Source organism: Corynebacterium pseudopelargi, assembly GCF_003814005.1.
Classification (GTDB): domain Bacteria; phylum Actinomycetota; class Actinomycetes; order Mycobacteriales; family Mycobacteriaceae; genus Corynebacterium; species Corynebacterium pseudopelargi.
In genome coordinates this window covers 1,598,457-1,610,870 of the sequence record NZ_CP033898.1, presented here as the reverse complement: position 1 = coordinate 1,610,870, position 12,414 = coordinate 1,598,457, and the positions used below count along the sequence as shown (strand labels likewise).

At 58.5% G+C, this 12,414-nt stretch carries 12 protein-coding genes; 2 read left to right on the top strand and 10 right to left on the bottom strand.

Annotated elements, in window-relative coordinates:
- Nucleotides 1-27: 27 nt before the first annotated feature.
- Entirely contained in the window at nucleotides 28-1,458 is a 1,431-nt protein-coding gene (locus CPPEL_RS07515; protein WP_123960535.1) for a glyceraldehyde-3-phosphate dehydrogenase, read from the bottom strand.
- Between the two features lie 205 nt (nucleotides 1,459-1,663).
- Here CPPEL_RS07515 and CPPEL_RS07510 point away from each other — a divergent pair, with 205 nt between their 5' ends.
- Nucleotides 1,664-2,320 (top strand): sulfite exporter TauE/SafE family protein, encoded by a 657-nt coding sequence (locus CPPEL_RS07510; protein WP_123960534.1) that lies wholly within the window; start codon nucleotides 1,664-1,666, stop codon nucleotides 2,318-2,320.
- Here CPPEL_RS07510 and pnuC read toward each other — a convergent pair whose 3' ends face one another.
- The 4 genes from pnuC to pth (CPPEL_RS07490) are packed head-to-tail and all read right to left on the bottom strand — an operon-like array spanning nucleotide 2,321 to nucleotide 6,167.
- Nucleotides 2,321-3,034: a nicotinamide riboside transporter PnuC gene (gene pnuC / locus CPPEL_RS07505; RefSeq protein ID WP_123960533.1), complete on the bottom strand. Its 714-nt coding sequence runs from the start codon at nucleotides 3,032-3,034 to the stop codon at nucleotides 2,321-2,323. It lies immediately after the preceding gene.
- Nucleotides 3,035-4,678: a peptide chain release factor 3 gene (locus tag CPPEL_RS07500; protein WP_123960532.1), complete on the bottom strand. Its 1,644-nt coding sequence runs from the start codon at nucleotides 4,676-4,678 to the stop codon at nucleotides 3,035-3,037. It lies immediately after the preceding gene.
- 35 nt (nucleotides 4,679-4,713) lie between these two features.
- Nucleotides 4,714-5,535: an SDR family NAD(P)-dependent oxidoreductase gene (locus CPPEL_RS07495; RefSeq protein WP_123960531.1), complete on the bottom strand. Its 822-nt coding sequence runs from the start codon at nucleotides 5,533-5,535 to the stop codon at nucleotides 4,714-4,716.
- A 5-nt stretch (nucleotides 5,536-5,540) separates the two neighbouring features.
- Nucleotides 5,541-6,167, bottom strand: a complete 627-nt coding sequence (gene pth / locus CPPEL_RS07490) for an aminoacyl-tRNA hydrolase (RefSeq protein ID WP_123960530.1) — start codon at nucleotides 6,165-6,167, stop codon at nucleotides 5,541-5,543.
- 53 nt (nucleotides 6,168-6,220) lie between these two features.
- Here pth (CPPEL_RS07490) and CPPEL_RS07485 point away from each other — a divergent pair, with 53 nt between their 5' ends.
- Entirely contained in the window at nucleotides 6,221-6,487 is a 267-nt protein-coding gene (locus tag CPPEL_RS07485) for a hypothetical protein (protein ID WP_123960529.1), read from the top strand.
- Here CPPEL_RS07485 and pth (CPPEL_RS07480) read toward each other — a convergent pair whose 3' ends face one another.
- The 5 genes from pth (CPPEL_RS07480) to glmU form a co-directional block, all read right to left on the bottom strand.
- Nucleotides 6,488-7,018 carry an aminoacyl-tRNA hydrolase gene (gene pth, locus CPPEL_RS07480; protein WP_123960528.1) on the bottom strand — a complete coding sequence of 177 codons (531 nt, stop codon included), beginning with the start codon at nucleotides 7,016-7,018 and terminating at the stop codon, nucleotides 6,488-6,490.
- Between the two features lie 87 nt (nucleotides 7,019-7,105).
- Nucleotides 7,106-7,750: a 50S ribosomal protein L25/general stress protein Ctc gene (locus CPPEL_RS07475; protein WP_123960527.1), complete on the bottom strand. Its 645-nt coding sequence runs from the start codon at nucleotides 7,748-7,750 to the stop codon at nucleotides 7,106-7,108.
- A 171-nt stretch (nucleotides 7,751-7,921) separates the two neighbouring features.
- Nucleotides 7,922-9,604 (bottom strand): type I pullulanase, encoded by a 1,683-nt coding sequence (gene pulA, locus CPPEL_RS07470; RefSeq protein WP_164470396.1) that lies wholly within the window; start codon nucleotides 9,602-9,604, stop codon nucleotides 7,922-7,924.
- 94 nt (nucleotides 9,605-9,698) lie between these two features.
- On the bottom strand, nucleotides 9,699-10,679 hold the full coding sequence (locus tag CPPEL_RS07465; protein WP_123960525.1) for a ribose-phosphate diphosphokinase: 981 nt from the start codon (nucleotides 10,677-10,679) through the stop codon (nucleotides 9,699-9,701).
- A 6-nt stretch (nucleotides 10,680-10,685) separates the two neighbouring features.
- Nucleotides 10,686-12,167 (bottom strand): bifunctional UDP-N-acetylglucosamine diphosphorylase/glucosamine-1-phosphate N-acetyltransferase GlmU, encoded by a 1,482-nt coding sequence (glmU, locus tag CPPEL_RS07460; protein WP_123960524.1) that lies wholly within the window; start codon nucleotides 12,165-12,167, stop codon nucleotides 10,686-10,688.
- Nucleotides 12,168-12,414: the final 247 nt, after the last annotated feature.

Sequence of the window (12,414 nt, the reverse complement as noted above, 5' to 3'; positions counted from 1 at the left end):
CGATCCCGGGGTGTAACTCCGGCTGATTTATAGCTCAGAGGAAGGAATACGTGCAGGCAGCACCGTTGGGCGGGCGCCTGCTACTTCCTCGACAATGCGAATAACCTGGTTGGAGTAGCCAAACTCATTGTCGTACCAGACATAGAGCACCAGGTGCTTGCCCTCGGCAATGGTGGCCAGGCCATCAACGATGCCGGCGTGGGTGGTGCCAATGAAATCGGAGGACACCACCTCGGGGGAGTGGATGTAGGTGATCTGCTGGCGCAGATCAGAATGCAGCGCCACGCGATCCATCAGGGCATTGACCTCGTCGCGAGTAACCTCCTGCTCAAGGCTGAGGTTGAGCACCGCCATGGATACATCCGGGGTGGGAACGCGGATGGCATTGCCGGTGAGCTTGCCGTGCAGCTCCGGAAGCGCCTTCGATACAGCCTTGGCCGCACCCGTTTCGGTGAGCACCATATTCAGTCCTGCTGCGCGACCACGACGCTCGCCCTTGTGGAAGTTATCAATGAGGTTTTGGTCATTGGTAAAGGAGTGCACCGTCTCCACATGGCCATGCTCGATGCCGTAGTGATCATTGATCACCTTCAGGGTGGGCGTGATGCCATTGGTGGTACAGGAAGCAGCGGTGATGATCTGATCTTCATCAGTGATATCGCCGTGGTTGATGCCGTAGACGATATTCTTCAGATCACCCTTGCCAGGGGCCGTGAGCACCACGCGCTTGACACCCTTGGATTCAAGGTGCTGGGAAAGTCCCTCGCGGTCACGCCAGCGGCCAGTGTTATCCACCACCACCGCATCGTTAATGCCATAGGCGGTGTAATCCACGGTGGCGGGATCATTGGAGTAGATCACCTGGATCTTGGTGCCATTGGCCCAGATCACGTCGTTTTCTTCATCAACGGTGATGGTGCCATTAAAGGCGCCGTGCACCGAGTCGCGGCGCAGCAGCGAGGCGCGCTTGACCAGGTCCTTCTCGCCATTCTTTCGCACCACAACGGCACGCAAACGCACGCCACCGTAGGCAGCTTCGCGCTGGATGAGGATGCGAGCGAGCAAACGGCCAATGCGGCCGAAGCCATAGAGCACCACATCGGTGGATTCCATCTGCTGCTCCGTGCCAATGACATCGCTGAGCTCTTCTTTGAGGAACTCCAGCAGATCTCCGCCACGCTCACGGTGAGCCACAGTCAAACGGCCGAGATCGATGGAGGCTGTTCCCAAATCCAGGGTGCTCAGTGCCTCAAGCACCGGGAGGGTGTCGGCGGGGGAGAGCTCCTCTTCTGTTGCAAGGCGTGAATAGCGATGCGCCTTGATTACATCGATGTCGGTGACGTCGATAAGCAAGCGGCCGAACACCGAAACCACCACATTGTTCTTGCGGTGGAGTTGGTGGATCAGTGGAAGCATGCGGCCTGCGGATTCGATCTTGTCGTTCCAGTCCTGTGCCATGTGTGAAGCGCCTGTCCTTTACAGCGATCTATTACTTGCGGGAGGGGTAGCCCGCTGATACCCCCATCTATCGTAGTTCGCTCGCCCCACGCGGGGGCAGAATTCAAGAATTGGGGGCAAGTCCAGATACCCCCAAAAGACGCACCAAGACAAGCGGGTAGTCTGTCTCTATTGTTCCCCCGGCGGAAAGTGAAGGTACGCCTGCATGTTTCAAGCAGTGAGCTACGCATTGCTCGACTCGATTAATGTGCTGCTCATCGGCGTAATCGTCGCAATCGGCGTGGTGCTTCCACCCGGCGGAAAATACCGCCGCATCGTAGCCTTGCTCGTCGGCGGTGATTGGCTAGGGGTATTCCTAAGCTCCATCCCGGTGCTGCTGCTGTTTGATTCCATTGGAGAACCCATCAGGCGCGCCATTGAATCCCCATGGTTTGGTGTGGTGCTGATTGTGGTGGGTGCGCTCAGCGCGGTGCTGACCTGGCGCGGCGGCGGCGATTCGAGCCAGGTCGTGGCCAAAGTGATGCGCTGGTTGCGCGAACCAAGCGCGAATACGCTGCTTACCGGCATGGTCCTTGGTGCGGTGCAGTCGCTGACCTCTGCGCCCTTTTATATCGGCTTGGGCTTTTTAAGCGTTGGCGGATTCTCGGCCTTGATCCGATACACCGCCCTAGTGCTCTACGCATCGCTTGCGCTGAGCCTGCCGTTTATTGCAGCCATTGTGGTGGGCATGGTGCGCAGGCGCCCGCGCAGCTTGGCTGGCAGGGGCTTTGCCTGGGCACGCGAGCACAGCGAGCAAATGGCCGCCGGTGCCGGCTACTTTGTTGCAGTGGTCTTAATCTTGATCGGTATCAGCCACATCTAGCTACCGAGGCGAAGAAAGCGCGCTTGAGGCTTGTTGGCGCTGAACCTTCAGCCAGGTAAAAAATCCCCAGAGCACGAAGGCTGCGTAGAACACATACAGTGCCGCCGAAGGGTAGTAGCCGGCGCTGAGCAATAAGGGCACGCCCACGATATCCACAGCGATCCAGATCAACCAGAACTCCGTCCAGCCTTTGGCCATGCCAAAGGTAGCCAGCATTGAGCCAACAAAGATCCACGCATCAGCCCACGGCCCCCAGGAACCTAAGGCCTGGAACACGCCTGCGAACACCACCGTGGCAATGATGGCAAATACGACCATGCCAAGGCGTTGCTGTTTGCTTGCCCAGTGCGGTTGCACGGCCGCAGGTTCGCTCACGATAGAGCGCGATGGATCCACGTCCTGGCATTCGCGCAAGCCCTTACGCTTGGCCGCAGACCACTGCCACCAGCCATAGAGGCTCACGCACAAAAACATCACCTGGCGGCCTGCCTGGCCGTAGAGGTCGAGGTTTTGTGGGGTGTGAAATACCCCGCCTAAAAAGACGGTAAATAGCAACAAGTTGCCAATGATGCCCACAGGCCACGCCCACACCACGCGCTTCATGCCGCCATAGGCGCTGGCCAAGCCGAAGAGGTTGCCAATGATCTCGCGCCACAAAATTGGCACCCCGCCAATGATCAGCGTGGATTCTAATAGCGAGTTCAACACGCCCATTTAGTCGGCCACCAAAGGATAGAGCTCGAAGGAGGGGTGTTCTTTTTCGATGAACTGCAGGCGCCATTTATCGCTAAACAGCGCAATGAGTTCGCCATCGGTACGAGTGAAGATCTCTACGCCGCGCTGCTTGGCCAGTTCCGGGGCAGTCTCGGCGGTGGTGCGACGGGCAACGGAATAGGGAATCGGATCCGCGGTGGTTTCCACGTTGTATTCGTTTTCCATGCGCGCCTGCATCACCTCGAACTGCATGGGGCCTACGGCCGCCATCACCGGTGCGGCATCGCCGCGGGCATCGTTGCGCAGAATCTGCACCACGCCTTCGCTGGCAAGCTGATCCAAGGCCTTGCGGAACTGCTTGTACTTGCCCAAGCTTTTCGCCCTGAGGGTGCGGAAGTGCTCCGGTGCGAACTGCGGCATGGGCGGGAATTGCACCTTGCGCCCGGCATAGATCGTATCGCCCGGTGCAAGGGAACCGGCGTTGACCAAACCAACAATATCGCCGGGGAAGGCGGTTTCTACCGTGGAGCGGGTGCGGCCAAATACCGTAAGCGCGTATTTGGTGGAAAAGCTCCTATTGGATTGGGCGTGGGTCACTTGCATGCCGCGGTCGAATTCACCAGAGACCACGCGCATGAATGCCAGCGAGTCGCGGTGGTTTTTATCCATGCCGGCCTGCACCTTGAACACCACACCAGAAAAGGGATCGGTGACCTCACGTTCGGCATCGATAGCCGAGGTGGCTTCTTCAACCACGCGCGGATCAGAGGCGCGGCCTGCCGGTGCCGGGGCAAGCTGGCAGAGGGTATCGAGGATCTGGTGCACACCAAAGTTCAGCATGGCTGAAGCAAAGATCAGCGGGGAGGTCACGCACTGCAAGAACAAGTCTTGATCATGCACTGCGCCATCGGCTACCAGCAGCTCGGCTTCTTCGGCCGCGGCCTCCCAGGCCTCGCCTTCTTTTTCTGCAGCGGCTTGGGCATCAAAGTGTTCTTCGGGTGCGATGGTGGAGCCACCTGCGGTGCGTAGGAAGTGGATATATTCCTCTACCTCGCCATCAACGTCGAGGCGGGTCAGGCCTCGGAAATCTCCCGCCTCGCCAACCGGCCAGTACAAGGGGGTGGGCTGCAGCCCAATTTCTTCCACGATTTCGTCGACAAGCTCTAAGGGCGTGCGGCCTGGGCGGTCCCACTTATTTACCACCGTGATGATGGGCAAACCACGCGCCTTGCACACCTTAAACAGCTTGAGGGTTTGAGGCTCAAGGCCTTTGGCTGCATCGATGAGCATCACGGCAGCATCCACGGCGGTGAGCACGCGGTAGGTATCCTCGGAGAAATCCGCGTGACCTGGGGTATCAACGAGGTTGATCATATAGGGCTCGCCCTCGTGGCCCTCGGGGGCATACTCAAATTGCAACGCGGAGGAGGCAATGGAGATGCCGCGATCTTTTTCCATCTCCATCCAGTCGGAGACGGTTGCCTTACGCCCCGCCTTGCCGTGCACCGCGCCGGCCTCGGCAATGACGTGGGCATGCAGCGCGAGTGCCTCGGTGAGCGTGGACTTACCAGCGTCCGGGTGTGCGATCACGGCGAAGGTACGGCGCCTGGATGCTTCCTGGGCGGTAGTGGCAGAAGAACTCATAGCTTACAACGATACTGCCAGTGTCCAATTGAGCTTTAAGCAGGCCACTCAATCCCAAGCAGCGTGGAGCAAATATCGAAATGCGCGGCCGCATTCTTCTTGCGCGCAAAGGGATGCACCTTGCCCTTTTTGCGCCGCGAGTTGTAGTACTGGCCGGATTTCCAGGTGATTCCCGGTGTGCCGTCGATAAAGTACGCCAAGTTGCTACCGCCATCGGCAGCGCTGATCCCTACCGCCTTTACCAGCGGCGACTTATAAAACTTCTGCATCCAGGAATCGGCATCGCGGGCAAAGCTCGTGGCCACCACACCGGGGTGGAAGCTACAGGTAGCAATCCTTGGGTGATAGCGACGATGCAGCTCTTGGGTCAACAACACATTGGCCAGCTTCGCATTGCCATAGGCGCGGTGCTGATCAAAGCGCTTGAGGCCTTGAATATCCTCCAAGGAGGGGCGGGCATAAAGATTGGCCATGCTTGCTGTGGCAATCACGCGCGCCTGGCGCTGCATGAGCGTATCGAGCAATTCATGCACCAATAGCATGGGCGCTAGGTGATTGACCTGAAAGCTCAGCTCATAGCCATCATCGGTAATTTTTGGCCCATCAAATAGGCCGCCGGCGTTATTGGCCAGCACATCAATGGGCTGATCGCGAAGCTTGTGTGCAAGCTCGCGTACCTGCTCAAGCTGGGAAAAATCCGCCACCAGCGCTTGTGCCCCAAGCTCATTGGCAAGGGCGTTGGTTTTGGCCTCGTCCCGGCCAACGAGGATGAGGTTATCTTCGCTTTTCTCGTGTAGCAGGCGTGCGGCCTCGCGGCCAATGCCGGAGCTTGCCCCGGTAATCACAATGGTGCGCATGGTGTTTATTTCCCGTGGAATGTTTGTTGAGCCTGGGCCAAGCCATCGGCTACCACCGCGCGGGCGGCCTGCGCGGCGCGCTCGATGCTGGTGTGGGTGGTGTCATCCGAGGGCAGTGCGCCAAGCACATAGTCGGAAACGGTGGTGCCTTCTTCTGGCCTGCCAATACCAATGCGAACCCGGATGTACTCGCGGGTGCCCAGGTGCTGGGAGATAGACAAAAGACCCTTGTGGCCGTTTTCATTACCGCCCTGCTTGATGCGCACGGTGCCGCGGGGCAGGTCGAGCTCATCATGCAGCGCAATCACATGATCCAGCGGCACGTGTAGGTGCTGGACTAGTGGGCTAACGGCCTCGCCGGAGACATTCATGTAGGTGGTGGAGCGAACCAGCGCTACCTTTTGGCCTGCGATCTCTACGATGGCAAAGTCCGCCGGTGCGCCGCCGGGGTAGGAGCGAAGCGTCTCGCCGTCGAGGAGCTGCTCCAAGGCCAAAGCACCGATATTATGGCGCGTGTTTGCATATTTGGCGCCGGGGTTTCCCAGGCCAACGATTAACCAATCGGCCTCGAGCTGTGCTGTTTTGCTATGAGAAGCACCGAAGAGTTCACGAATCTTAGAAATAATGCCCATGAGTTGTATCCTAGCGAGCTTTTTATGAATTAGGGCATGCTAAGTTAGACATTGTGGGGAAAAAGAAGAACGTTTATAAAAGCCTCTACGGCAAAAAGCACAAGCCCAAGTACAAGGGCTCAAAAGCGCTCAAGCCCGACAAGCTTGACAAGGTGCGCCGGGCCTTAGAAGAAGGCCGCTCCAAAGCGAAGTGCTGCAAATCGAAGCCTCGCTGCACCCGCTGCCCCGTCGTGCTGCATCGGCTGAGAAAAGTTGATGCCATTTCGCTTGACGACGCAGCGCTCGCCGCCGCAGTGCTTGAGGCACGCTGGCGCAAATAGCTAGGAAGATAGCAGGGATTCGACGGCATCGGCGGCGTCGGCAAGCACAATCGGCACACTTGCTTGCTCTGCCTTAGAAAAAGGCTTCAGCACAAAACTGGACACCTCCATTCGCCCCGGAGGCCTACCAATACCGATGCCCACCTTGTGGTATTCCTTGGTGCCAAGCTGCTGCGAAATGGAACGCAAGCCCTTATGGCCATGATCCCCACCGCCGCTACGGGCAGCAATTTCGCCGAAGCCGAGCTCAATATCATCAAATAACACGATGAGCTGGCTGTAATCGAGCTTATAAAACTGCAGCAGGGTCTTTACGGGCTGGCCAGAAAGATTCATCATGCTGCGCGGGCGGGCCAATATGGTCGGCTGATTGCCAATGCGCCCCTGAGCCATAGCGCAATTGCTGCGCTTGTGCGTGCTCCAGCTCAAGCCGTAGCGTTGGGCGAGTTCTCCAAGTGCCGCCGCCCCAATATTGTGGCGGGTTCCTTCATACTTCGGGCCAGGATTACCAAGGCCGATCACCAAATGCATGGCACCATCTTAATCGGGGCCTAGATACGGCAAACGCCCCGGCCACACGATATTGCGGCGCGGGGCGAGAAACCGGAAAAAGCGGCTTTAGACAGCGTCTTCCTCGGTAGCCTCGACATCGGAAGCGTCGGTCTCGTCGATTTCCTCGGCGGCCTGCTCCTCGGCGTCCTCGGGCTCCTCGGCAACCTCTTCGTGGCCCACAGCACCGATCACGGTCTCGGGGTCGGCGATCAAGGTGGTGTTGGCAGGCATCTGCAGATCGGAAGCCAGGATCTTGGTGTCGATCTCGGCGCCTTCCACGGAGTGGACGATCTCTTCGGGGATGGAGAGCACGTCGGCCTCAACGAGCACAACGTCGGCATCCTGAACAAGCTGTGCACCCTGAGCAACTTCGCCCTCGAGTACCACAGGAACCTCAACCTCAACCTTTTCGCCACGCTTAATGGCGAGCAGGTCAACGTGGTCGGCATCCAGGGAGATCACGTTCTGATCAACGTGCTTGACCATGGCCAGGTGGGAATCGCCTTCGAGGTCGAGCTCGAACACGGCGTTGGTGCCGTTGTTACGGATCAAAGCGTGCAGCTCGAGGATGTCCACGGCGAAGTGAACGGGCTCATCCAGAGCGCCACCGTAGATCACGCCGGGAACGAAGCCTGCACGACGCAGACGACGAGCAGCGCCCTTGCCAAATTCATCGCGCTGTTTTGCTGCAATGGTGGGGTAATCAGCCATTGTTGTCTCTCCTAGAAAAATGTTGTGGTATTTGCTCTCGGCCGAGACGAAAAACGCCTGCGGCCAACTCTCGTCGAGTCACCGCAGGCAAAAAGTATTAAGCCAGCACCTTAGTGCGATGCATCGCGTCGATAACGGCCAGCAACATGCCAGCCCTCGCCGAGACCTGGATCAGAGTAGCACATCAATATCGGGATGCTCCAAGTCGATGATGAGCAAACGATCAACATCTACCAGCAGTCTTCTTCCATCAATATTGAGCACCATGTGCGAGGCGGTGATTTCTACCGCCTCGATCTGCTGCGGGTCATAATCCTGGCGCAAGGCGCACAGGCGACGAAAGCGGCGAACGTACTGGGCAAATTCCCGTGCGCGCTCATAATCAAAAGCGTTCACGCTATCGGGGCTGCGGTAGGAATTTTCATCGCCGCCTTTGGTGCGCATCATTTCTTGGCCGGCGTGGATAAAGACGATACCTCTGGCAAAAAACTGCAAGGTTGTAGCGAGCATGCAGCGTCGAGCAAGCGAAGTGCTTCGATCTTCAGCCCCCACTGCCGGCACGGTGGCATTGAACTTGTCAAACATCGTGGCGTTATCGTGCGCCTCGTTGTAGATCACCGATTGCTTTAAACCGCGGCCAGATAATTCCTCAAATAGCTGGCGCATGAGTGGCTCGCTTCTCGCACCCGATAACACCCCGCTGGAGTGGGCATCTAGGGCAGAGCCCTTGACGGCATCGCGGAAGCGATCGTTGAAGTGGAAGATCCGCGGCATGAGGTGGGCATTGTGCTGATTGGCTCCCAGCACGCCCTTCGGGTGGTTGCCCATATCCCATCCCTCGCCTAACACGAGGATGCTCGCATCGATGCTATCTAGGGCATCACGCACCGCATTCATCGTGTCTACGTCGTGGATTCCCATCAGATCGAAGCGGAAACCGTCGATGCCATATTCCTCGGCCCAATACATCACCGAATCCACGATGAGTTTGCGCATCATTGGCTGCTCGGAGGCCGTTTCATTGCCCACTCCGGTGCCATTTAAAAGGTGGCCATCGCGGTAGCGGAAATAGTAGCCGGGGGCGGTGTGGTGCAGGCTTGATTCATCCACCTTGTACACGTGGTTGTACACCACATCCATGATCACCCTCAGCCCTGCATCGTGGAGGGCGGTGATCATGGTTTTCAGCTCGGTGATCCTGCTTTGTGGGTCAAAGGGATCGGTGGCATAGGAGCCTTCTGGGACGTTGTACTGCACTGGGTCGTATCCCCAGTTGTACTGGGCATCAAAGCCTAAATCGCCGCTTTCATCCACGGAGCCGAAATCGAAGATGGGAAGCAACTGCACATGGGTGATGCCCAGTGATCGCAGATAATCCAAGCCGGTGATCTGCCCTTTGGCGGTGGTGCTACCGCGTTCGCTTAAGCCTAAGAATTTGCCCTTGTGCTGAATGCCGTTATCTGCCCCAATGGTCAGGTCGCGGATATGAGCCTCATAAATCACCGGATTGCCCTCAAAGGCGGGCATGCGGGGTACGGGGGCGCTGCGATGCACCACAGAGGCTTCGGCATTGACCAAGGAGGCGGTGGCATAAGGATCGATGCTGGGTTGGTCGTCGATAAGCCATAGATACACGGCATTATCGAGCTCGCCTTCGAAGGTGAGCTCAAAACAGCCAGGGTAGGCCGAGGGCGAAGCGGGATAGCGGCCAGGGGCTAGGGATTCGGCGCTGATCAGCTCAAGTTGCACTGATTGTGCTTGAGGAGCAAACACGCGGAAGGTGGTGGACCCTTGCGCCAAGATGGCGCCGAGGTGATAGCCATAGAGGCCAGGCCAGGAGGGTTGAGCGGGCACAAAAATTCCTTGGGCAAAAAGCAGGTGCAGATATGGCACATCCCGGGGCGCGTTATCGGGGCGCTCCGGGATGGGCAGAGAAAACGGTGAAGGTTTAGGCAGAGCCCTCGAAGAGGGTGGTTACCGAACCGTTTTCGAAGATCTCATGGATGGTCTTTGCAAGCAGTGGAGCAATAGACAGCACCGTGAGGTTTTCCCAGCCCTCGGTGTTTTGGGGCAGGGTATCGGTGGTGATTACTTCCTTGGCGCCGCACTGTGAGAGGCGCTCGCGGGCGGGATCGGAAAAGACGCCGTGGGTGCAGGCAATGATCACGTCTTCTGCGCCGGCATCGCGCAGCACGCCCACGGCACCGGCGATGGTGCCACCGGTATCGATCATGTCATCCAAGAGCACGGCAGTTTTACCTGCTACATCGCCAACCACGCGGTTTGCTACGACCTCATTGGCGGTATCGACGCTGCGGGTCTTGTGCACGAAGGCCATGGGGGCATCGCCGAGGGTATTGGCCCACTTCTCTGCCACCTTCACGCGGCCGGCATCGGGGGATACCACCACGATGTTGTCCAGGGAGTAGTTCGACTGGATGTAGTCGGTGAGGATCGGCATGGCGTGCATGTGATCCACCGGACCGTCGAAGAAGCCCTGGATCTGGTCGGTGTGCAGATCCACGCTGACGATGCGGTCGGCACCGGCGGTGCGCAAAAGATCGGCCACCAGGCGGGCGGAAATCGGCTCGCGACCGCGGTGCTTCTTATCCTGACGGGCATAGGGATAGAAGGGCAAAATAGCGGTAATGCGCTTGGCGGATCCACGCTTGAGGGCGTCGATCATGATGAGCTGTTCCATCAGCCACTTGTTCAGCGGCTGTCGGTGCGATTGCAACACGAATGCATCGCAGCCACGGACCGACTCTTCGAAGCGGACGAAGATCTCGCCGTTAGCGAAGTCGCGGGCGGTGGTGGGGGTGATTTCCGTGCCCAGTTCCTTGGCCACGGCCTCGGCAAGCTCGGGGTGAGCTCGGCCGGAGAACAGCATCATGTTCTTCTCGTTAGTGGACGCGTTCTGGCATGTCATGGGGTTTTAACCTTCCTCGGTGTGGTGGCCAGATGCCTTTTGTGCTGCCTCGGCGGCTTCAGCGGCCTTGGTGCCGGGGCGCTTGCGTGCGACCCAACCTTCGATATTGCGCTGCTTGCCTCCAGAGACAACGAGCGCTCCTGGGGGAACGTCTTCTTTGATCACTGTACCTGCTCCCGAATACGCGCCATCGCCCACGTTCACCGGTGCGATGAACATGGTGTCTGAACCGGTGCGTACATGGGAACCGATGGTGGTGTGGTGCTTGTTCACGCCGTCGTAATTGACAAACACGCTTGAGGCACCAATATTGGATTCCTCGCCCACGGTTGCATCGCCAATATAGGTCAGGTGCGGAACCTTAGAGCCGCGGCCAATCACGGCGTTTTTCGCCTCCACGAAGCCACCCAGTTTGCCCTCGGCTCCGAGCTTGGTGCCTGGGCGCAGATAGGTAAATGGGCCAACTTGGGCGCGCTCGCCAATTTCGGAATCCACAGCGTGGGTGCGAATCACCGAGGCTGCTTGGCCTACCTGCACGTTTTCGAGGGTGCTATCGGGGCCGATCACGGCATCGTCAGCGATGGTGGTGTTGCCGAGTAATTGCGTGCCTGGGTAGATGGTGACGTCTTGGCCAAGGCTGACCTCCACATCGATCCAGGTGCTTGCTGGATCCACCACCGTGGCACCGCCACGCATGGCGGCCTCAACGGTGCGGCGATTCAGTTCGCGGCCTGCGGCAGCAAGCTGTACGCGATCATTGACACCGGCGAGCTCCCCGGCATCTTCTGCCTGGTAGGCGCGCACATGATGGCCCTGTTCACGGGCAATGCCAAGCACATCGGTGAGGTAGAGCTCGCCTTGAGCGTTATCGGCGCGCAATTCCTGCAAGGCGCTGCGAAGGATGGCGGCGTCAAAAGCGAAGACGCCGGAGTTGACTTCTTTGATTTGCAGCGTGGCTTCATCGCCATCTTTTTGTTCCACGATGGCGGTGACGGCACCGTCGTCAGATCGCACGATGCGGCCATAGCCGGTGGGATCTTCCAATTCCATGGTTAGCACCGTTACGGCGGTGGGTGCGGCATTGTGGGCTGCGGCCAGGCGCGCGAGCGTTTCGGCACGCAGGAGTGGTACATCGGCGTTGCTGACCACCACGGTGCCCTCAAAGCCTTCGAGTGCGGTCATGGCGCATTGCACGGCGTGGCCGGTGCCGTTTTGCTCTTCTTGCACCACCGTTTCAATGCTGGTGTGTGCTGCGGTGCTTGCAAGTTCTTCTGCCACGGCCAAAACTGCTGGCTCTACTTGTTCGCGGCGGTGTCCGATTACGGTGACGATGCGCTCGGGTTGCATACCTGCGGCTGCATGCAGGCAATGCGCAAGCATGGAGCGGCCACCGATGCGGTGCAGCGTCTTTTGTGTTTTGGACTTCATGCGGGTGCCGGCGCCAGCGGCAAGCACCACCACTGCCAAGGGGGAAGTGTGTTCAGTCACGGGTGTTGGGAGTTTCCTTGCGTTTGGGGGTATTCGCGTTCATGAGCTTACTTGTTTGCTGCGCGCTCGTTTGCAGCTACATCTCGGATACACCTCAGCGTGCGAATCGCCCACCCTGCATTGGGGGAGTATCGCCTTGTCAGCCCGTGTTCTGCGCAAGCATTGCGTTGAGGGCTTGGTGCCTGGCTCGATTCCACGCAGATGGAAGTGGGTGATTGTTTTTAGCTGGCTGGGAGGGGGCTAACGC

Excerpts from the sequence above, each read along its gene's own strand:
- CPPEL_RS07515 (WP_123960535.1), bottom strand. The coding sequence starts at position 1,458 with ATGGCACAGGACTGGAACGACAAGATCGAATCCGCAGGCCGCATGCTT.
- CPPEL_RS07510 (WP_123960534.1), top strand. The coding sequence starts at position 1,664 with ATGTTTCAAGCAGTGAGCTACGCATTGCTCGACTCGATTAATGTGCTG.
- pnuC (WP_123960533.1), bottom strand. The coding sequence starts at position 3,034 with ATGGGCGTGTTGAACTCGCTATTAGAATCCACGCTGATCATTGGCGGG.
- CPPEL_RS07500 (WP_123960532.1), bottom strand. The coding sequence starts at position 4,678 with ATGAGTTCTTCTGCCACTACCGCCCAGGAAGCATCCAGGCGCCGTACC.
- CPPEL_RS07495 (WP_123960531.1), bottom strand. The coding sequence starts at position 5,535 with ATGCGCACCATTGTGATTACCGGGGCAAGCTCCGGCATTGGCCGCGAG.
- pth (WP_123960530.1), bottom strand. The coding sequence starts at position 6,167 with ATGGGCATTATTTCTAAGATTCGTGAACTCTTCGGTGCTTCTCATAGC.
- pth (WP_123960528.1), bottom strand. The coding sequence starts at position 7,018 with ATGCATTTGGTGATCGGCCTTGGTAATCCTGGCCCGAAGTATGAAGGA.
- CPPEL_RS07475 (WP_123960527.1), bottom strand. The coding sequence starts at position 7,750 with ATGGCTGATTACCCCACCATTGCAGCAAAACAGCGCGATGAATTTGGC.
- CPPEL_RS07465 (WP_123960525.1), bottom strand. The coding sequence starts at position 10,679 with ATGACATGCCAGAACGCGTCCACTAACGAGAAGAACATGATGCTGTTC.